Here is a 19,324-nt window from a genome sequence, read left to right as displayed (position 1 = left end):
CGGTCCCCGGCCCCGGGCGGCGGTTCCGCCCCGCGAACTGTCGGTGGTCGCCGGTAGCGTGGAAATCGGGGGCTGCTCAGCACCGGAACACACGAATGCCCCTCGCCGGCCGCGACATGCAGTGGGGCCTGGATCCGAAGAATCCGGTGCCCGACCTCGCCGGGCGCGCGCGTGAAGGGCGACGGGGCGCGATTTGGTGGGCATCTCGCAGGTCCCGAGGGGCATCCCGCGTGATTGAGCGGCCAACTCACGTGATTGAGCAGTCAACTCACGTGATTGAGCGGCCAACCCACGTGATTGAGCAGTCAACTCACGTGATTGGGCGGCCAACTCGCGTGATCAGCGGGACGACACGGTGATGCCCGGCCGGTCACGAGGTGGTGCCCCATGAGACACGAGCTGTGGCTGGTCGAGCGCGCGAAAAGCCACCTCGAGGGGTCCGCTTCCCTCGGGGTGGCTTTCGATCGAACCGCTAGAGGATTTCCCGGCGCTTGCGCAGGCGGTCGAGCGCCTCCGCCAAGATGGCCTCGCCGTCGGCGTCGCTGCGCCGCTCCTTCACGTAGGCCAGGTGCGTCTTGTACGGCTCGGTCCGTGGCGCCGCCGGCGGGTTCTTCTCGTCCTGCCCGCCCGGGAGCCCGCAGCGGGGGCAGTCCCACTCGTCGGGGATCTCCGCGTCGAGCGCGAACGATGGCCGTGCCTCGTGCCCGTTGGCACACCAATAACCTACGCGGCGCCGTGGCGCCGACTCACCCCGTTCCGATTCGCCCGTAGGACCGGCACCCACCCGGGTGCCTCGAATCGCGTTACCGCCAACCATGAATCCTCACACCTAGGAATCGGCGGCGCGCCCCCCAATAGGCACGCCGAATCGCTGCGCACCGCCGTCCGGACCCGGTCGCGGCCGACGACGGAACGCCGGACGCCTCACACCTTGAGCAGCAGACCCAGGCCCACGATGCTGATCAGCCAGACCGCGCCCAGCCCCAGGGTGATCCGGTCGAGGTTCTTCTCGGCCACGCTCGACCCGGCCAGGCTGGACTGCATCCCACCGCCGAACAGCGACGACAGGCCACCGCCCCGGCCCCGGTGCAGCAGCACCGCGACCACCAGGAAAACGCTGGTGACGATCAACAGGATTTGCAGGAACAGCTTCATGTCATCCTCTGGGCTCTAGGAGAATGCAGGGGTACGGCATGGTTGTTTCCGACCACCACCGTACCCCTGGACTCGTCCACTGCTGTGTGACGGACCGGATACACAGGCTACCCGGTCGTGGCCTCGATCAGGGCAGCGGGCCGCCCGCAGCGAGTGCGCAGAGTTTCGTGAACTCTTCGCCGTCGAGGCTCGCTCCGCCGACCAGGGCACCGTCGATGTTCTCGCAGGCCACCAGTTCGCCGATGTTGCCCGACTTCACCGATCCCCCGTAGAGCACCCGGACGGACGAAGCCACCTCGTCGCCGTACTTCTCCTGGAGGGTCGCCCGGATGGCCTTGCAGACCTCTTCGGCGTCCGCGGACGAGGCGACCTTGCCGGTGCCGATCGCCCAGACCGGCTCGTACGCGACCACCACGCCGGAGACCTGCTCGGCCTTGAGGCCCTTCAGGCCCTCGATCAGCTGCGTCGTGGTGTGGTGGATGTGCTCGCCGGCCTCGCGGACCTCGAGCTTCTCCCCGATGCAGAGGATCGGCGTGATGCCGTGCTTGAGCGCGGCCTTGACCTTCTTGTTGACCAGCTCGTCGGACTCGGCGTGGTACTCGCGGCGCTCCGAGTGCCCGACCGCGACGAACTTGCAGCCCAGCTTGGCCAGCATCAGACCCGAGATGTCGCCGGTGTAGGCGCCCGCATCCTGCGGCGCGATGTCCTGCGCGCCGTAGGTGAGCGACAGCTTGTCGCCGTCGACCAGGGTCTGCACGCTGCGGATGTCGGTGAACGGCGGCAGGACCGCCACGTCGACCTTCGCGTAGTACTTCTCCGGCAGCGCGAAGGCAATCTTCTGCACCAGCGCGATCGCCTCGAGGTGGTTCTGGTTCATCTTCCAGTTGCCGGCGATGAACGGCTTGCGTGCCACTAGTTCTTCTCCTCCAGGGCGACGTTCTCCAGAGCGGAGACGCCCGGCAGTTCCTTGCCTTCGAGGTACTCCAGCGAGGCACCGCCGCCGGTGGAGATGTGTGAGAAGCCGTCTTCGGGCAGGCCCAGCTGCCGCACCGCGGCCGCCGAGTCACCGCCGCCGACCACGGTGAACGCGTCGCTCTTCACGAGCGCCTCGGCCACGGCACGGGTGCCGCCCGAGAACGCCTCGAACTCGAACACGCCCATCGGGCCGTTCCAGAACACGGTCGCGGCGTCGGCCAGCTTGCCCGCGAAGAGTTCACGGGTCTCCGGGCCGATGTCGAGGCCCTCGCGGTCGGCCGGGATCGCGGTGGCGGCGACGACCTCGTGCTCGGCGTCGGCCGCGAACCCGGTCGCGGCCAGGACGTCCACCGGCAGCACCAGTTCGACACCTCGCTTCTCCGCCTCGGCGAGGAAGCCCTTCACCTGGTCGAGCTGGTCGGCCTGCAGCAGCGAGTTGCCGACCTCGTGGCCCTGGGCCTTGAGGAAGGTGTACGCCATGCCGCCGCCGATGAGCAGCCGGTCGACCTTGGTCAGCAGGTTCGCGATGACGCCGAGCTTGTCGGACACCTTCGCGCCGCCGAGCACGACCACGTACGGCCGCTTCACGTCGTCGGTCAGCTTCTTCAGCACGTCCAGCTCGGCCAGCACCAGGCCGCCCGCATACGCCGGCAGCACCGACGCGACCTCGTAGACCGAGGCCTGCTTGCGGTGGACGACGCCGAAGCCGTCGGAGACGAACGCGCCGCCCGGGACGAGCGCGCCCAGCTCGGCGGCCAGCTCGGAGCGGTCCACGGCGTCCTTGCTGGTCTCGCGCGCGTCGAACCGCACGTTCTCCAGGAGGACGACGCCACCGTCGGCGAGGCCGGCCGTCAGCGCCTTGGCGGACTCGCCGACCAGGTCACCGGCCAGCGCGACCTCGGCGCCGAGCAGCTCCGAAAGCCGCTTCGCGACGGGCGCGAGGGTGTACTTCGCGTCCGGCTCGCCCTTCGGGCGGCCGAGGTGCGCGGTGACGACGACCTTCGCGCCCGCGTCGGCGAGCTTCTTGATCGTCGGCAGCGCGGCGCGGACCCGGCCGTCGTCGGTGATGCGGTCCCCGTCGAGCGGGACGTTCAGGTCGCTGCGCACCAGCACGTAGCGGCCGTGAACGCCCTCGCCCAGCAGGTCGTCGAGGTTCTTGACGCTCATCGGGTTCAGGACAGCTTCGAACCGACGAGGGTGACCAGGTCGGCGAGGCGGTTGGAGTAGCCCCACTCGTTGTCGTACCAGCCGACGACCTTGACCTGGTTGCCGATGACCTTGGTCAGCGGCGCGTCGTAGATGCAGGACGCCGGGTCGGTGACGATGTCGGCCGAGACGATCGGGTCGTCCGAGTAGCGCAGGATGCCCGCGAGCGGGCCCTCGGCGGCGGCCTTGTAGGCGGCGTTGATCTCCTCGACCGTGGCGGCCTTGGAGAGCGTCACGGTGAGGTCGGTGGCCGAGCCGGTCGGGATCGGGACACGCAGGGCGTAGCCGTCCAGCTTGCCCTGCAGCTCCGGCAGGACGAGGCCGATGGCCTTGGCGGCACCGGTCGAGGTCGGGACGACGTTCAGGGCGGCGGCGCGGGCGCGGCGCAGGTCCTTGTGCGGGGCGTCCTGCAGGTTCTGGTCCTGCGTGTAGGCGTGGACCGTGGTCATCAGGCCCTGCTCGATGCCGAAGGCGTCGTTCAGGACCTTGGCCAGCGGGCCGAGGCAGTTGGTGGTGCAGGAGGCGTTCGAGATGATGACCTGCGAGCCGTCGTACTTGTCGTCGTTGACGCCGAGGACGACGGTCAGGTCCTCGCCCTTGGCGGGCGCGGAGATGATGACCTTCTTGGCGCCGCCGGCGATGTGCGCCTTGGCGGCGTCGGCGTTGGTGAAGAAGCCGGTGGACTCGAGGACGACGTCCACGCCCAGCTCGCCCCACGGCAGGTTGGCCGGGTCGCGCTCGGCGAGGGCCTTGATGGTCTTGCCGTCGACGACGATGCCCTCGTCGCTGACGCTGACCTCACCCGGGAACCGGCCCAGGATGGAGTCGTACTTCAGCAGGTGCGCCATGGTGGCGACGTCGCCGAGGTCGTTGAAGGCCACGACCTCGATGTCCTGGCCGCTGGCCTGCACGGCGCGGAAGAAGTTGCGGCCGATGCGGCCGAAGCCGTTGACACCTACGCGAACGGTCACTGCTGCCACTCCTCTGAGGATCGGCCGGGACCCCCGGCCGTGACTTGCGGGCTCGCGGCCACCCTAGCGTGCGGGCATGCGCGTCCCTGACTGCCCTGACGAGACTTCCACCACTTGGCGAACGGGTCAAGAATCGATTAAGAAGCGAGGGCGTCACCGCGGGTGTTCCGCGGCGGACCACGGCGGACCACCGAGCGCGGGAAGCCCGGCCGCCGGGACCGGTTCCGGCTGATCGCGCCGGGTGCGAGGCCGTCGGCGAGAACGCCGCCGCCGAGCAGGAAGCCGGACTTGACCGATTCAGCCGAAGGACGGCTCCCACCGGGCGCGGCGGCCGTGCACGGGACGGCACGTAAGGTCGGCGACTCGACCGATCCAGCGAATGCTCGCCGGACGCGGACCGTCGCCACGGGGACGGCGGGAGCCTCGTGAGCGTGCGGTCCCGCGGCCTCGCCCTCAGCCCGTCAGCTCGCGCTCGAGGGGCGTGCGGAACCGCGGTATCGCGCGGACCTCCCCGAACCACTCCGCGCACTTCCCCGCCTCCGCTTCCACCATCGCGCGAGTCTCCGCGCCCACGTCCTCCAGCAGCCTGAACACCACCTCCCCCGAGCTTCGCTGGGCCCAGCCGCCGACCACCCGCCCGGAGGCCCACACCGTCGGGCCGACGTTGCCGCTGCGGTCGAACAGGGCCGCGCGGTGCGGACCGAGGAACCAGTCGCGGTCCTGCCAGCCCATCGGGGTCGGGTCCAGCGACGGCAGGAACGCCACCCACGGCGGTGGCTCCGGCACCGGGGCCACGTCGTCCGCCAGCACCACCCCCGGCACGCCGCCGAGGTCCACCTCCGCCGGGGACAACGCCGCCAGCGCCTTCTTCGTCTGGCCCGCCGTCCAGCCCGTCCACCACCGCAGGTCGGACACCGGGGCCGGGCCGTACGCGCGCAGCCACCTGCGGGCCAGCTCCGCCCGGGCCTCGTCCGCGTCCCACGGTGGCAGCCCGCCCGGGACCCACTCGTCCAGCGGGTGCCAGACGTACTGGGTGCTGAGCCAGCTGCCCCGCGGCCGGCCCCGGACGATCCGGCCGCCCGCCGCCAGCAGGAACAGCACCCGGCTCGTCACGTTGCCGATCGCCTCGTACGGCTTGCCCGCCGCCATCAGCAGCTGCTGGCGCAGGCGGGGCTCGTCCTCGCTCAGCTGCTGCGCGGTCGCCGAGCCGCGGGCGCGCAAGGCCGACTCGACCGACGCTTCGACGTCGGCCAGCCACTTCCCCGGCTCCGGCACGTTCTCCGGGTGCCCCTGCTGCCCGAGGTGCTGCTCGAGCAGTTTCCGCTGCTTGACCTCGATGTCCGCCGAGCAGCCCGCCTGCACGAGCGCCGCGGTGCCCGGGTCCGTCACGAACACCGTGCGCCGCATGCCCAGCAGGCGCAGCAGCGAACGCTCTTCGTAGAGCGCCCGCTCGACCGCGGAGACCGCCGGTGACGCGAGGCGGGCGGACGCGGACAGGTGGACGGTCGCCGGATCGGTGGCGTGCAGCGCGACGACCCCGGCGACGGCGTCCGCCACCGAAGCCGCGGGCGCGGCGAGGTGGTGGCGGACGGCGAGACGGGCCCGGCGCTGCTGGGTGCTGATCTTCGGAGGCACCCGCTTTTCCTACCACCCGGCACCGACAAAAACGCCTGGTCCTGCGGGGCGGCCGGGGATAGCCTCGCGCAATGGTCTCCGGTACGCATTTGGCGGCCTTCGCCGCGCTGACGTTCCTCATGGTCGTGGTCCCCGGGCCGAGCGTGCTGTTCACGATCAGCCGCGCGCTCACGGTCGGGCGGCGTGACGCGCTGCTCACCGTCGCCGGCAACTCCATGGGCGTCTACACGCAGGTCGTCGCGGTCGCGTTCGGCCTCGGCGCGCTGGTGACCACGTCCGCGGCGGTGTTCACCGCGATCAAGGTCGCCGGTGCGATCTACCTGGTGTACCTGGGCGTTCAGGCCGTGCGCCACCGCCGGAAGCTGAGCGACGCGATGGCCGCGAAGGTGCGCGCGACACCGGGCCGCGTGCTGACCGTGCTGCGCGACGGCTTCGTCGTCGGCTTCGCGAACCCCAAGTCGATCGTCTTCCTGGCGGCCCTGCTGCCCCAGTTCGTCGACCCCGCCGCCGGATCGGTCCCGGCTCAGATGCTCCTGCTCGGGCTGTGCCTGCCGGCGATCGCGCTGGCCACCGACAGCGCGTGGGCGCTCGTCGCCGGCACCGCCCGCGCGTGGTTCGCCCGCTCGCCGAAGCGCCTCGAAATGGTCGGTGGCACCGGCGGCCTCGTCATGATCGGCCTGGGCACCACCCTGGCCTTCACGGGCCGGGGTGACTGAGCACCAGGTCGAGCAACCCGGGGAAAGCCGCGTCGAATTCGGGACGCCGCAACCGGTTCAGCCGCCGCGGGCCTTCGTCGCGCTGTTCGATCAGGCCCGCCGCGCGCAGCACGGCGAAGTGGTGGCTGCGGGTCGCCTTGGCCACCGGCAGGTCGAACGTGCCGCACGCCTTCGTCCACTCCGGCACGGCGGCCAGCTCGCGCAGGATGCTGCGGCGCACCGGATCGGCGACCGCGGCCAGGGCGTCCTGCAGCGAAACCTTCGCCGGGAGCGCGTGCGTGAGCCCGCGCGCCCGCGCAGTGTTCGATGATTGTCGTACACTCATCCGGTCGACCTCCGTCGAACACTCTAGGAGCAACCGTGCCCCGACACCTCGACGTCACCTTCGGCCCCGACGCACGCAACCGGCTCGACGAGGCGGGCAAGCCCAGCCGTGACGGCGCGCTGGCCGCGCTCGAATCGTTCTACTACGCCTTCAACCAGCGCGATCTCGACGCGTTCCGCCGGGTCTGGACGAGTGATCCGCTGGCCCAGCTGAACAACCCGCTCGGCGGCATCCTCCGCGGCGGCGAAGCGATCACCGAGCTGTACGAGCGCGTCTTCCACGGCCCGGCGCGCGTCACCGTCACCTTCGGCGACATCGTCGAGTACGCCGGGGACGGTCACGCGGTGTTCGCCGGCCGCGAGACCGGCGAATACCGCGTGACCGAAACCGTCCCCCTGAGCATCCGCACGACGCGGTTCTTCGCCTACGAAGCCGGTCGCTGGGTGCAGGTCCACCACCACGGCAGCATCGACGACGCCGACGCGCTCGCCGCCTACCAGCACGCGATCCGCGGCTAGCCCAGGGCCTTCACCAGCTCCGGCCACCACTCCCGCGGCAGGCCGTCGAGCCGGACGACCACCTGGTCGGCACCGGCCGCCCGGTACTCCCGCAGGCGCGCGGCCACGGCGTCGAAGTCACCCCACACGGTCAGGCCGTCGACCAGCCGGTCGGACAGGTCCGCGATGTCCGCTTCGGTGAAGCCCATCCGCCGGAAGTTGGCCGCGTACCCCGGCATCCCGGCCAGGAACTTCAGCGAGCCGCCCCGCACGACCTCGCGAACCTTCGCCTGGTCGGTCTCCGCGACGACGTTCATCAGCACCGCCAGCTGCGGGCCCGCGCCCAGGATCTCCCGCGCCGAGGCGACGTAGTCCGTCGTCACCAGGTACGGGTACGCGCCCGAAGCGCGGTCGCGCGCCAGCTCCAGCATCCGCGGCCCGAGCGCCGACAGGATCCGCGCGGACGGCGGCACGACGTCGTCGAGCTCGTCGAGGTAGTCGCCGAGCGTGGCCAGCGGGCGCGCGCCGTGCGCTCCGCCCAGGCCGACCACGAACCGGCCCGCGGGCAGCTCGGTGTAGGCCGAAGCGACGGAAGCCGACGGCACCCGGTCCACCGACAGGATCCCGCTCGCCACCTGGATCCGCGAGGTCCCGCGGACGACCTCGGTGATCCGCGGCAGGTTGTTGCCCTGGCCGCCGGCCAGCCAGAGCGTGTCGTAGCCCAGCTCCTCGAGCTCGGCCGCCACGGCGGTGTCGGTGTCCAGTGCGGTGTGAGTGGCCCCCAGCGGCCCCAGCGTCGTCATGCGCCCGGCAACCACGGAACCCGGGGAGATGTTCCCCTCACGCCGTTTGTTCGTCCTCAGCGGAATCGGCGGGGTCGGCGGCCCGGGTGAACATCCGGGTCGCCGACAGCCGCGCGACGCCGTCGGGCTCGCCGAGGTCGTCCAGGGAATTCCGGATCGTCGAGTCCACCGACAGGTACTTGCGGCCCGCCCGCAGGTCGGCGTCGTTGCGCAGCCGCACGATGAGCGGGAACTCCGACAGCGCGCCCGCGTCGAACAGGCCCGTCGTGTAGATCAGCTGCACGCCGAGCGCCTCGGCCACCGCCCGCTGCAGTTCCAGCAGGTACCCGGCCGACGCGCGGCCGATCGGGTTGTCCAGGAACAGCACGCCCGAGTGCCGGTTGCGGACCTTGCCGCGGTTGTTGGCCCGCAGCGCCGCCAGGGTGCAGTACAGGATGATCGCCGCGGTCAGCTGCTGGCCGCCCGAAAACACGTCGCGGATCTCCGAGACGCGCTGGCGTTCGGTCCGCAGCACCGAGTCCGGCTTGAGCATGTCGACGCGGAACCCCTTGGGCGCCGCGGCCCGGACTCCGCGCAGCACCAGGGAAAGCCCGTCGCGCTTGACGTCCCGGCCGTCCGCCGTCTTGCCCACGGCGGCCTCGTCGACGACCTCGCCGAGCTTCTCGGTGAGCGCGTTGTCCTCCAGCTCGGTGAAGCGGATGCGGAGGAACTCCTGCCCGGACCAGTCGCCGAGGCCGTCCGGCAGCCGGGAGACGCGCTGGGCCGAGCGCAACGTCCGCAGGGCGCCGTCGACCATGCCCTGCAGGCGGGTGATGATGCCGCCGCGGTGCCGGTCGATCTGGGCGAGGTCGTCGGTCAGCGACCGCAGCCGCGGCCGCAGCGCTTCGGCCCATTCCGCCGCGTGCGCCGGGAGCTGGTCGCGCTTGACCGAGATGACCTGCTGCCGCACCGGGGTGCTCAGCTTCTCGAACCGCTTCTCGGTCGCGTACTGCGCCAGCTGGTCCGCGGCCGCGCGCACCCGCCGGTCGCCGGCGTCGGCGGCGTCCTGGGCCTGGTTGAAGGTCGCGTTGAGCCGCGCGTGCTGGGCGCGGGCGGTGTCAACGTCGCCGTCGTAAGCCGCCTCTGCGTCCTTCTCGGTGTCGGTCACCAGGTGCGCCATCGACTCGGCGAGCAACGCGAACCCCGAGGCCGAGGTGCGCGCCGATTCCAGCGTCGCCTCCGCCGCCGCCCGGCGTTCCTGCAGCTCTTCCCACTTGCGTGCGGCGGCCGACGCCTCCAGCCCGGCCGCGTCGATCAGCTCCAGGCCGTGCTCGATGTCCCGCGGTTTCTCGCCGTTGACGCCGTTCTGCAGCGGCAGCGCGTCGAGCTCGGCGCGCCGCGTCGAGACGAGCCCGATCGCCTCGGTGCGCTCGTCTTCGAGACCGTCGACGACCCGGCGGGCGCGGGCCAGCGCGGCCGCCCGCGCCGACGCGTCGGAGCCGTCGGGTGTCTCCAGGAGTTCGGCCGCACGGGCGCGGACGGCCTCGTCCATGGACTCGACCGCCGAGCCCGCGGCGGCTTCGGCGGACTCGGCCTGCTCCAGCTCGCTGCGCAGGTCGCTGCCGACCTCGACCTTCGCGTACGACTCGGACGCCGACAGGTAGGTCCGGCGCAGGGCGTCGACCGGTTCGCCGGTCGCCGGGCCTTCGGCAGCGTCGGCCGCCCCCGGCACCTCGGCCAGTTCGGCGCGCGCGGTGCTCGCGGTCCGGCGGTGACCGTCGGCGGTGCGCTGCTCCTCCCCCGCCTGCTCGCGCAGGCGCGCGGCCTTGCCCGCCGCATCGGACGCCTGGAGGTCGGCGCGCTCGGCGATCTCGGTGGCGCGCTCGGCCTCTTCGGTCCACTCCGTGATCCGGGCGCTGCGGACACCCAGCTCACCCAGCCGCCGGGCCTTCTCCTCCGCCTCGGTGGCGGCCGCCCGCAGCTCGGGGACGCGCTCGCGCAGCGACGCCGCTTTTTCGCTCAACCGCGCGAAGTCCGCGTCGGCCTGCGCCAGCGCGGTCCGGGCGGTCTCCCGCGCGGTCCGGGCCGCCTGGGCCTGCTCGGCCAGGGTGGCGACGGCCCCGGCCGGGTAGTCCTCACGCCACGTCGTGAGCTTCCACGTCAACGCGCCGTCCGCGGACAGCTTGGCGGACAGCGCTTCGAGGCGCCGCTGCCGCCCGGTGTGCCGCCGCGCCACCGCTTCCCGCTCGGCGTCGGCGGCTTCTTCGTCGTACATCGCCGGGTTCGGCGGCACGAGGAACTCGACACCCGGCGCGGACGGCGCTTGCGCCTGCAGCGCCTCGGTCGTGCCGACGGCGATGATCGCGCTCGGCAGCAGCCGCCGCGCCGTCAGCACCTCGCGGGCACGATCGGCGTGCGCGGCGTCGTTCAGCAGGACGCCGGACACCAGCTGCGGCAGGCTTTCCAGCACCTCGGCGCGGCGGGCAGCGTCCAGTTTGGACAGGTAGCGCCAGCCGGACCACGCGGTGATCCCGGCCTCTTCCAAGACGTCCAGCGCGACTTGGACGTCCTCCGGGGGCGGCAGCAGCCCGCCGGACCCCAGCGCGGCCAGGGCCCGCTCGTCGGCGGACTCCTCCATCCGCAGCGCGGTCTGCTCCTTCTCGACGGCCGCGCTCGCCTCGCGCAGCCGTTCCAGCAGCACCGGGAGGTCGCTCTCCAGGTTGACGTCGTCGGCGCCGAGCAGTTCGACCAGGCGGCTTTCGGCGGCGAGGGCGTCGGTCCGGCGGTGCGCGCGGTCGAGGTCCTCGGTGGCGCGTTCCAGGCGGTCCTGCGTGGTGCCGGCCAGCTGGTGCGCCTCGTTCACGGCCCGTTGCGCGGCCTGCAGGTCCGCGCCGACGCGGTCGAGTTCCTGTTCGCGGCGGGTCAGTTCCGAACCGGCCTGCTCGGCGGCCGACCGCGCGGCCCGCGAAGCTTCGGCGACGTCGGCGCCCGAAGGCAGCAACCCGGCGCGGACGGCGGCCTGGACCTCTTCGCGCAGCTCGGTGATCCGCGTGGTCAGCCCCCGCGCCTCGGCCCGGCGCGCGGCCGCGAGGTTCGCGGCTTCGTCGCGCTCGGTCTGCGCCTTCTCGGCTTCGGCTCGCAACGCGCCCGCGTGCGCTTCGGCCTTGTCGGCCTGGCGCTGGGCGTCCTGCGCCAGCGCGTGCAACCCACGTGCGAGCGCGGAAGCGGCGTCGTTGCGCGCCTTCAGGGCGGGCCGCGCCTTTTCCTCCCGGCTGCCGACGAGTTCGCGCAGGTCCTTCGCCTTGCGCGCGGCGTTCAGCTGGTTGAGGACCGTCGCCGTCTCCCGCCAGGCCTCCGCCTCGGTCTTCGCCTGCGCGAGCTCGGCGTCGACGCGCTTGCGGGCCTCCTGGGCTTCGTCCAGCCGCAGCACCGCGACCACGCGGCGCAGTTCCGTGACGGCCGCGGCGAGCCGCCGGTGGTCGCCTTCGGCGAGCTTCTCCGCGGACTTGACCTCGGTGACGTGGTCTTCGAGCCCGGACAGCCGCGCGTTCTCGAGTTCGTTGCGCGCGACGACGCGGCCGGCCAGCTCGACCATGTCGGCCTTCGCGGACTCCGCGATCTTCCGCGACTCCGCGGCGACGCCCTCTTCGGCGGCCAGCGGCCCCAGCAGCTCCAGGGCGCCGGCCACGAAGTCGCGTTCGGCCAGGAGATCCCCGCGCTGGGCCAGGTTGTGGGCGTAGGTCGCGACGACCTCGGCGAGGTCCTTCGGCTCCTCCTCGGAGATGACCGCGCGCAGCAGGAACTCGACGAACGCTTCGTCGGTGCCGAAGGCGAACGCGTCCGCCGCTTCACCTTCGCCCGCGTTCATCGCGCGCTGGTACCGGAACAGCTCGGTGTCGAGGCCCAGACCGTCCAGGCGGCCGGTCCACTCGTGGTGACGGCGGGTCCAGGACAGCTCCAGCTCGGGTTCGGCCAGCTGGGCCGCGGTGAGCTTGTCGTGGAAGCCGGACATCGTCAGCAGCCGGCCGTCCTGGGTCATCGGCAAGGAATCGAGCCCCAGCGCGGCGGTCGGGCGGAAGCAGTACCAGGAGTCGACGAGGTTCTCGGAGTCGGCGGACACGACGTGCCCGCGCCATTCCGACACCTTGCCGGTGATGATCCGGTGCCCGCTCTCGACGTGCAGCCACTCCAGCACGACGTGCGAGACGTCCTTGGCGGCGACGAACTTCTCCAGCACCTTCGTGCTGGTGGTGCCCACGACCTGGCGGCGGCCGGGCAGCATCACCGAGAAGATCAGCTTGATGAGCACGGACTTGCCGCCGCCGTTCTCGAGGAACAGCACGCTCGCCGGGGACGGGCGGCGCAGCTCGGCCGGGCCGGTCGCGTGGATACCCGCGCTGAACAGCGCGTCCTGCTTCGGCGCGGTGATCTTGGCGCCGACGCCGCTGAAGTCCAGCACGACGTCCTGGTAGCGGGCACCCGCCGGGCCCACCGAGTGCAGGCGGACCCGCGAAAGCTCGTACATCGGTTCCCCTCGTTAAAGCGTGTCCGAAGCGGCCGCGCGCAGCGTGCCCCCGGCGGTCGCGACGGCCACGACGTCGAGCGCCAGCAAGTCGTCGAAAGCGGCGTCGGCGGCGAGTTCGCGGACCTGGATCTGGTAGCGCGGCGTGGTCCGGTAGGTGCCGCCCTGCTCATCGCTCACCGGGACCAGGAAGCCCTGGTCGGCGAGGAACCGCAGGGCGCGGCTGACCATGCCGCGGGTGGTGTCGGCGGCCAACCGGCCGTCCTTGGTCGCGGCCGCGGCCGGACGGCGGGTGTAGGCCCGCCACGCCTGTTCCAGCTCGGGTGCGTCGGCCAGGGGGTCGTTGTTGGACTCGGCCGCCGCGGCGCGTTCGTCCAGCATGCGGGCGGCTTCGCGGACCATCGCGTCGACCTGCTCGACGCTCACGCGGCCGATGTAGGTGTCGTTGGCGAGGTCGTCGGGCCGCGGGTAGCCCAGCGCCGCGGTGGCCAGGTGGATCAGGCCGTGCAGCACCTTCTCGGTCTCGCGGCGCTCGCGGATCTTGGCCTGCCGCGCGTAGGAGTCCATCTTGATCTCGAAGACGGACTCGTCGGTGGCCGCGAGGACCGCGCCGGCCTGCTGGTTGACCTCGAGGACCATGAGGCCGAGCCCGGCGGCGACGGCGTGCGTGAGCGCCTTGAACGCGTTGTCCTCGCCGTAGCGGCGGACGAGGTCGCCGTAGACGACGTCACGCGCGGGCAGCTGCTTCGGCCGCATGCCGAACGCGACCAGCCGGGCCGCGGCCTCGGCGTCCACGCTGCTGTGGGACAGCGCCATGTCAGGCGACCTCCTCGTTCTCTTCTTCGTCGGCGCGTTCGACGGCGGCCGTGGACAGCAGCAGGTCCGCGCCGCCGAACTCCGGGTCGTCCAGGAGCGTGCCGTCGTCGACGGCCACCAGCACCTGCCGGTCGCCTTGGCGGCGGGCCGCGCCGACCCCGGGACTGTAGGCGTGGACGGCGCGCAGCGCGACCAGGGCCGGGAGCCCCGGCTGGCGGCTGCGGCGGGCTTCTTCCAGGAGCCCGGAGAGCCGGCGGGGCACTTCGGGCAGGTCGAGGAGCTCGTCGGCGGCGCGCCAGACGTCGTCGCCGAAGCGGTCGGTGGTCTCGGCGGGCATGAGCTCCGGCTCGGGGATCTCCCCGACGAGCTGGTCGCGTTCGGGTGCCGGGCGCAGGAGCAGCGAGACCAGGGACGACAGCGACGGCACGACCGGTGCGGTGATCCCGGCGGCGGCGTGGAAGAAGTGCTCGACCGGCGCGACCGCGTCGGCCAGCGGCAGGCCCAGGGTGGGCACGAGGAGCTGGCCGAAGAGGTCGAGCGTCGCGCGCTGGGGCGGGCCGGAGAACTGCTGGCGGTCCTGTTCGGCGCGGAACACCGCGCCCGCGTCGGCCAGCCGGGACTGCAGGCGGGTGTGCCGCCGGATGCAGTCGCCGACGATGTCGACGAGCTCGGCGGCGCGGCGCTTGCGGTCGAGGTCTTCGGTCTCGTCGCGGGCGGTGGTGATGTTCTTGAGGATGGCGTTCTCGGCGCGGAACCGGGTCTCGATGTGGCCGAGCGCGCTGTCGAGGAGCTCCGGGACCTCGCGTTCCCAGTCGACCGAACGGACGTCGCGGCGGGTCGCGTCGAGCTTCGCGCGCAGCGTTTCGCCGTACTGGACGGTCCGGTAGCGGGCCTGCTCGGCGGCGAGCTTCGCGTCGGCCAGACGACCCCGCGCGATCAGGTTCTCGAGCTTGACCTCGGCGGCGATCTGCGCGGATTCGACGTCGGTGTCGAGGGCGCCGACGAGCACGTTGATGGCCTCGTCGGTGGCGCGCAGGTAGACCTCGCCGTCCGGTGCGGCCAGCTCGACCAGCAGCTTGAAGTCGAACTGACGCCGCTGGTAGCCGCCGGGCCCGACCGCGCCGTAGACGCGCCGGAAGCCGCGGTCGGTGGTGCCGACGTTGATCAGGTTGTCCAGCACCCACTTGGCCACCCGGACGTGTTCCTCGGGCATCCGCGACGGCGCCTGCTGGGCGATGAACGGCAGCAGCCGGTCGATGACCTCGTCGTGGCCGGCGCCGGTGTCGAAGTCCATGGCGATGGTGACCTGGTCGATCGTGTGCAGCGCGATCTCGGCCATCTGGTAGATCGTGGCGTCGGCCCAGTCGAGCTTCGCCTTGCGCGCGTCCAGGTCGTGCAGCGGCGCGGTGCAGGCCAGCGCCTTGAGGCGGCGGGTCAGCCCCTCGTCGGCCAGTCCCATGGCGGCCCTGTCGTCGTCTCGCACAGCAGGCCAGGCTAGTCGGCCACCCTCTGCGCACGCCCGGGTGACTCCATCCATGCCCCCACCACCACCCTCAACGGTGACGCTGACACGTCGCAGTGTTTGCATTAACGTCCCCCTCATGCGTGAGATGAGCCGTGAAGAGTGGTGGAAGTTCGCGTCCGAGGGAACCCGGACCGGCATGTTGGGCCTGGTCAGGAAGGACGGCTCGCCGATCGTCACGCCGATCTGGTTCCTGCTGAACGAGGGCCCGGACGGGGACGAGCTGATCTTCACCACGGGCACCGAGACCCTCAAGGGCAAGGCCATCGCCCGCGACGGGCGCATCTCGCTGGCCGTCGACGACCAGAAGCCGCCGTTCTCCTACGTCCAGTTCACCGCCGAAGCGCGGCTCACCCACGACTACGACGACATGCTCGAGTGGGCGACGAAGCTGGGCGGCCGGTACATGGGTGCGGCGCAGGCCGAGGAGTACGGCAAGCGCAACGCCGTCCCCGAGGAATCCCTCGTCCGGGCGAAGATCACCAAGGTGATCGCGCGGGCCGACATCGCCGACTGACCCCGGTTCGCTGGTAGTCTGCCCCCCGGGGGTGGGGGTATGCCTTCAGGGGACAGACGCGACGCCGTCAAGGCGATCGTCAGCGCGGGCCAGCGGGAGCTGGTGGCCGAGCTGGAACGCCTCGACGGCGGTGCGCGCTTCGGCCGCTCCGGCCGCACGCGGCGGCTGGAGAACGGTGACGTCTTCGAACGCGCCGTCGTCAGCGCGGCCTTCTCGGACGAGTTCTTCGCGGCCGGGCTGTCGGTCGTGCTCCACCCGCGCAACCCGTACGTCCCGGCGTTCCAGGCGCACTTCCGCTACCGCGAGGCCGCGGACGCGTGGTGGTTCGGCGGCAGCGTCGACCTCCTGCCGTGCTACGGCTTCGCCTCGGACGCGACGCACTTCCACCGCGTCCTCAAGAACCACTGCGACACGCTCGACCCGGCGTTCCACGCGCAGGCGAAACGGGCGTGCGACGACCGCTTCCGCCTCCCGCACCGCGACGAGGCCCGCGGCATCGGCGGCATCCTCTTCGACCACCTGCGCCTGCCCGGCCCGGACGGCTGGCGGCGCTCGGCGGCGTTCACCGCGGCGGGCATCGCCGCGATCGCGCCGGCGTACTTCCCGATCGTCCGGCGGCGCAAGGACCTGCCGCACGGCGAGCGCGAGCGGCAGTGGCAGCTCTACCGCCGCGGCCGGTACGTGGAGTTCACGCTGGTCCACGACGCGGCGAACGCGGTGCAGGCCGACGCCGAAGCGATCCTCTCGGCGCTGCCGCCGCTGGCGCGGTGGGAATCGGAGTTCACGCCCGAGCCGGGAAGCGCGGAGGCGGAACTGGCGTCGTTCCTCGTCCCGCGCGACTGGGCGGCCGAAACCCCGGTGACGGCAGGCTGACGTTCCCCCGTCCGGGCGCATCCGCCCCGCTGAGCGGGAAAGCATTTTCACGGTGGGTAAGTCGTGGTGTCGAGTATTGACAGGCCCCGCTCGGAGGGTGTGAGATCTGTCCCATAGATAGGAAACTTTCCTAACTATTGCCGCCGGTGGTCCGCCGACCATTCCGCCCCGGTCACCCCCTGTCCCCCGACCCACGCAGGAGGCTTCCAGTGGCACCCCGTCCACCGTGGCGCGCGGTACTGGCCGGCACCGCCGTCGCGGCGCTCGGCTTCACCGCGGTCAGCCCGGTAACCGCTTTCGCCGCGGACACGAGCTACGAATCCGAAGACGCGACCATCTCCCAAGGCGCCGTCGAATCGAACCACGCCGGCTACAGCGGCACCGGGTTCGTCAACTTCGACAACGTCACCGGCAGCTACGTCGAATACTCCGTGAACGCGGCCCAGGCGGGCACGCACACCCTGACCTTCCGCTACGCCAACGGAACCGCCGACAACCGGCCGGTGAAGCTGACCGTCGACGGCGGCGACAAGGGCACCGTCGACTTCCCCGCCACCGGCGCGTGGACGACCTGGAAGACCGTCACCACGACCGTCCAGCTCACCGCCGGCGTCAACAAGGTCCGCACCACCGCGACCACCGCCAACGGCGGCCCGAACGCCGACAAGCTCACCGACACCTTCACCGCCCCGGTGGACCCCGAACCGCCGTCGGCGCCGTCGAACCTCAAGGCGAGCAACATCCTCCCCACCGCGGCCACCTTCTCCTGGACCGCCGCGACGGACAACGTCGGCGTCGTCCGCTACGAGATCAACCGCGGCGGCAACATCCTCAAGACCGTCGACGGGAACACCACGAGCGCCACCGTCGACAACCTGACCCCGAACACGGCCTACGACATCTCCGTCGGCGCGTACGACGCCGCCGGCAACCCGTCGCAGCAGAGCAACGTGGTCACCTTCACCACGCCGCCGAGCAACGACACCACCCCGCCCGGCGTGCCGGGCAACCTGCGCTCCACCGGCGTCACCGCGAACAGCGTCTCCCTGGCGTGGAACGCTTCCACGGACGACAGCGGCACCATCGCGGGCTACGACGTCTACCAGGGCACCGCCAAGGTGGCGACGACGACGTCACTGAGCACGACGATCACGAACCTGAACCCGAACACGTCCTACACCTTCACCGTCAAGGCCCGTGACCCCGACGGCAACACGTCGAACGCCAGCAACGCCGTCACGGCGAAGACCAGCGCTCCGGGCGGCGCCGGGGGCATCCCGGAGTACGACAAGGACATCGCGAAGGTCGACCTCGGCTGGTCGGTGGACTTCCTCCCGAACGGCAACGCACTGGTCACCGAGCGGGACCGGTTCGAGATCCTGCTCGTGACGCCGTCCGGCCAGAAGACCACGCTGGGCAAGGTGCCGGGCGCGGTCGGCACGAACGGCGAAGGCGGCCTCCTCGGCCTGGCGATTTCGCCGAACTGGGCGTCCGACCACGCGATCTACCTGTACCACACCGCATCCGGGGACAACCGGATCGTGAAGATGACCTACGACGGCACCACGCTGTCGCCGACGTCGACGCCGGTGCTGACCGGGATCGCGAAGAACCGCTACCACAACGGCGGCCGGATCAAGTTCGGTCCCGACGGGAAGCTGTACGCCACCGTCGGCGACGCCAAGAACAGCGACAACGCGCAGAACAAGAGCTCGCTCAACGGCAAGATCCTGCGGCTCAACCCGGACGGCTCGGCGCCGGGCGACAACCCGTTCTACGCCACCGGCGGCAACGCGCGGTACGTCTGGAGCTACGGCCACCGCAACCCGCAGGGCCTGGCCTGGGACTCCCGCGGCCAGCTGTGGGCGGCGGAGTTCGGCGAAAGCAGCCAGGACGAGCTCAACCTGATCCAGAAGGGCGGCAACTTCGGCTGGCCCAGCTGCGAAGGCACGCAGGGCAGCTGCAGCGGCTACATCGCCCCGAAGAAGACCTGGTCGACGTCGCAGGCCGGACCGAGCGGGGTGGAGATCGTCAACGACTGGATCTACATCGCCGGCGTCACCGGTGAGCAGCTGTTCGCCACGCAGATCAACGCCGCGGGCACCGGCGTCGGCACGGTGTCGACGCTGTTCTCCGGCCGCTGGGGCCGGCTGCGCTCGGTCACCAAGACCCCGGACGGCGGGCTCTGGCTGACCTCGACGAACAACGACAAGAACGGCGGCACGCCGTCGGTGCTGGACAACGTGATCGTGCGGCTGAAGTTCCCGGGCGGCAGCACGCCCGGCGGCTTCAAGCTGACCAGCTCCGCCTTCGCCGACAACGCCACCATCCCGGACAAGTACACCTGCGCCGGGGACGGCACGGCGGGCCAGGACCCGTCGCCGCCGCTGGCGTGGGGCGAGTCCACGGGTGCGAAGGGCTACGCCGTCGTGTTCGCCGACGTCGCCAACAGCGGCAACAAGCTGCACTGGGCGATCTGGGACGTCCCGGCGACGGCTCGTTCCCTCCCGGAGGGTCTCGGCGCGGGCTACACCGTGCCGGACCAGGGCGGCGCGAAACAGAAGGCGATGGGCAGCGGAGCGAACGCGCAGAAGTTCTTCGGCCCCTGCCCGGGCGGCTCGAGCCACCCGTACACGTTCACGCTCTACGCCCTGAACCCCGCGACGGTCCCCGGCCTGACGTCGTCCTCGACGATGGCCCAGATCGAGACGGCGATCAAGGGCGCGTCGACGGCCAACGTGGTGCTGCGCGGCAAGTCCAGCGCGGCCGCCTAGAAGCCGCGGCGGGGGTGACCGGAGCGGCGCCGGTCACC

General features: G+C 71.6%; 16 protein-coding genes. 5 read left to right on the top strand and 11 right to left on the bottom strand.

Annotation, left to right across the window (positions count from 1 at the left end; translation table 11 throughout):
* Positions 1-472: 472 nt before the first annotated feature.
* The 6 genes from ACFVYA_RS44640 to ACFVYA_RS44615 all read right to left on the bottom strand — a co-directional run bounded on the left by ACFVYA_RS44640 (position 473) and on the right by ACFVYA_RS44615 (position 5,942).
* Positions 473-817 (bottom strand): RNA polymerase-binding protein RbpA, encoded by a 345-nt coding sequence (locus tag ACFVYA_RS44640; protein WP_285990045.1) that lies wholly within the window; start codon positions 815-817, stop codon positions 473-475.
* 107 nt (positions 818-924) lie between these two features.
* Positions 925-1,155 carry a preprotein translocase subunit SecG gene (secG, locus tag ACFVYA_RS44635; RefSeq protein ID WP_013224669.1) on the bottom strand — a complete coding sequence of 77 codons (231 nt, stop codon included), beginning with the start codon at positions 1,153-1,155 and terminating at the stop codon, positions 925-927.
* 127 nt (positions 1,156-1,282) lie between these two features.
* Entirely contained in the window at positions 1,283-2,068 is a 786-nt protein-coding gene (gene tpiA, locus ACFVYA_RS44630; RefSeq protein ID WP_387053982.1) for a triose-phosphate isomerase, read from the bottom strand.
* On the bottom strand, positions 2,068-3,297 hold the full coding sequence (locus ACFVYA_RS44625) for a phosphoglycerate kinase (RefSeq protein WP_387053980.1): 1,230 nt from the start codon (positions 3,295-3,297) through the stop codon (positions 2,068-2,070). The genes tpiA and ACFVYA_RS44625 overlap by 1 nt, the downstream gene beginning before the upstream one ends.
* Positions 3,298-3,302: 5 nt before the next feature.
* The gene (gene gap / locus ACFVYA_RS44620; protein WP_285990042.1) at positions 3,303-4,307 is read right to left on the bottom strand and encodes a type I glyceraldehyde-3-phosphate dehydrogenase; all 1,005 of its coding nucleotides are present in this window, start codon (positions 4,305-4,307) and stop codon (positions 3,303-3,305) included.
* A 453-nt stretch (positions 4,308-4,760) separates the two neighbouring features.
* Entirely contained in the window at positions 4,761-5,942 is a 1,182-nt protein-coding gene (locus ACFVYA_RS44615; protein WP_387053977.1) for a winged helix DNA-binding domain-containing protein, read from the bottom strand.
* 71 nt (positions 5,943-6,013) lie between these two features.
* On the opposite strand from ACFVYA_RS44615, the gene ACFVYA_RS44610 reads away from it, so the two are divergent.
* Complete coding sequence (locus ACFVYA_RS44610) at positions 6,014-6,658, top strand: LysE family translocator (RefSeq protein ID WP_387053975.1); 645 nt, start codon at positions 6,014-6,016, stop codon at positions 6,656-6,658.
* On the opposite strand, the gene ACFVYA_RS44605 is transcribed toward ACFVYA_RS44610, so the two are convergent.
* Positions 6,639-6,983 carry a helix-turn-helix transcriptional regulator gene (locus tag ACFVYA_RS44605; protein ID WP_093951725.1) on the bottom strand — a complete coding sequence of 115 codons (345 nt, stop codon included), beginning with the start codon at positions 6,981-6,983 and terminating at the stop codon, positions 6,639-6,641. The two genes, ACFVYA_RS44610 and ACFVYA_RS44605, sit on opposite strands and share 20 nt — an antisense overlap.
* Before the next feature lie 35 nt (positions 6,984-7,018).
* On the opposite strand from ACFVYA_RS44605, the gene ACFVYA_RS44600 reads away from it, so the two are divergent.
* Positions 7,019-7,501, top strand: coding sequence for a YybH family protein (locus ACFVYA_RS44600; protein WP_387053973.1), 483 nt, complete (start codon positions 7,019-7,021; stop codon positions 7,499-7,501).
* On the opposite strand, the gene ACFVYA_RS44595 is transcribed toward ACFVYA_RS44600, so the two are convergent.
* Genes ACFVYA_RS44595 through ACFVYA_RS44580 form a run of 4 tightly spaced genes read right to left on the bottom strand, consistent with a single transcriptional unit; the run spans position 7,498 to position 15,059 of the window.
* Positions 7,498-8,283, bottom strand: coding sequence for a TIGR03620 family F420-dependent LLM class oxidoreductase (locus ACFVYA_RS44595; protein WP_387053971.1), 786 nt, complete (start codon positions 8,281-8,283; stop codon positions 7,498-7,500). The genes ACFVYA_RS44600 and ACFVYA_RS44595 overlap by 4 nt on opposite strands.
* A gap of 37 nt (positions 8,284-8,320) precedes the next feature.
* Positions 8,321-12,787: a hypothetical protein gene (locus ACFVYA_RS44590; protein WP_387053969.1), complete on the bottom strand. Its 4,467-nt coding sequence runs from the start codon at positions 12,785-12,787 to the stop codon at positions 8,321-8,323.
* A gap of 12 nt (positions 12,788-12,799) precedes the next feature.
* Complete coding sequence (locus ACFVYA_RS44585; RefSeq protein ID WP_387053967.1) at positions 12,800-13,600, bottom strand: hypothetical protein; 801 nt, start codon at positions 13,598-13,600, stop codon at positions 12,800-12,802.
* 1 nt (position 13,601) lies between these two features.
* The gene (locus ACFVYA_RS44580; RefSeq protein ID WP_387053984.1) at positions 13,602-15,059 is read right to left on the bottom strand and encodes a hypothetical protein; all 1,458 of its coding nucleotides are present in this window, start codon (positions 15,057-15,059) and stop codon (positions 13,602-13,604) included.
* Between the two features lie 142 nt (positions 15,060-15,201).
* Between ACFVYA_RS44580 and ACFVYA_RS44575 the strand changes: the two genes are divergently transcribed.
* The 3 genes from ACFVYA_RS44575 (at position 15,202) to ACFVYA_RS44565 (ending at position 19,286) form a co-directional block, all read left to right on the top strand.
* A complete protein-coding gene (locus ACFVYA_RS44575; protein WP_387053965.1) occupies positions 15,202-15,639 on the top strand; it encodes a PPOX class F420-dependent oxidoreductase in 438 nt (145 codons plus the stop codon).
* A gap of 39 nt (positions 15,640-15,678) precedes the next feature.
* Positions 15,679-16,512, top strand: coding sequence for a coproporphyrinogen III oxidase (locus ACFVYA_RS44570; protein ID WP_387053962.1), 834 nt, complete (start codon positions 15,679-15,681; stop codon positions 16,510-16,512).
* A gap of 209 nt (positions 16,513-16,721) precedes the next feature.
* The gene (locus ACFVYA_RS44565; RefSeq protein WP_387053960.1) at positions 16,722-19,286 is read left to right on the top strand and encodes a PQQ-dependent sugar dehydrogenase; all 2,565 of its coding nucleotides are present in this window, start codon (positions 16,722-16,724) and stop codon (positions 19,284-19,286) included.
* The last annotated feature ends 38 nt before the right edge of the window (positions 19,287-19,324 follow it).

The organism is Amycolatopsis sp. NPDC058278 (assembly GCF_042881395.1).
Taxonomy (GTDB): domain Bacteria; phylum Actinomycetota; class Actinomycetes; order Mycobacteriales; family Pseudonocardiaceae; genus Amycolatopsis.
Note: the sequence above shows the minus strand (reverse complement) of the source record. Positions and strands in the feature narration are given on the sequence as shown.

What these genes read in the sequence shown, in the direction of transcription:
- ACFVYA_RS44590 (WP_387053969.1), bottom strand. Translation starts at nt 12,787, where the DNA reads ATGTACGAGCTTTCGCGGGTCCGCCTGCACTCGGTGGGCCCGGCGGGT.
- ACFVYA_RS44625 (WP_387053980.1), bottom strand. Translation starts at nt 3,297, where the DNA reads ATGAGCGTCAAGAACCTCGACGACCTGCTGGGCGAGGGCGTTCACGGC.
- ACFVYA_RS44580 (WP_387053984.1), bottom strand. Translation starts at nt 15,059, where the DNA reads ATGGGACTGGCCGACGAGGGGCTGACCCGCCGCCTCAAGGCGCTGGCC.
- ACFVYA_RS44585 (WP_387053967.1), bottom strand. Translation starts at nt 13,600, where the DNA reads ATGGCGCTGTCCCACAGCAGCGTGGACGCCGAGGCCGCGGCCCGGCTG.
- secG (WP_013224669.1), bottom strand. Translation starts at nt 1,155, where the DNA reads ATGAAGCTGTTCCTGCAAATCCTGTTGATCGTCACCAGCGTTTTCCTG.
- ACFVYA_RS44575 (WP_387053965.1), top strand. Translation starts at nt 15,202, where the DNA reads ATGCGTGAGATGAGCCGTGAAGAGTGGTGGAAGTTCGCGTCCGAGGGA.
- ACFVYA_RS44610 (WP_387053975.1), top strand. Translation starts at nt 6,014, where the DNA reads ATGGTCTCCGGTACGCATTTGGCGGCCTTCGCCGCGCTGACGTTCCTC.
- ACFVYA_RS44595 (WP_387053971.1), bottom strand. Translation starts at nt 8,283, where the DNA reads ATGACGACGCTGGGGCCGCTGGGGGCCACTCACACCGCACTGGACACC.
- ACFVYA_RS44640 (WP_285990045.1), bottom strand. Translation starts at nt 817, where the DNA reads ATGGTTGGCGGTAACGCGATTCGAGGCACCCGGGTGGGTGCCGGTCCT.
- ACFVYA_RS44605 (WP_093951725.1), bottom strand. Translation starts at nt 6,983, where the DNA reads ATGAGTGTACGACAATCATCGAACACTGCGCGGGCGCGCGGGCTCACG.
- ACFVYA_RS44570 (WP_387053962.1), top strand. Translation starts at nt 15,679, where the DNA reads ATGCCTTCAGGGGACAGACGCGACGCCGTCAAGGCGATCGTCAGCGCG.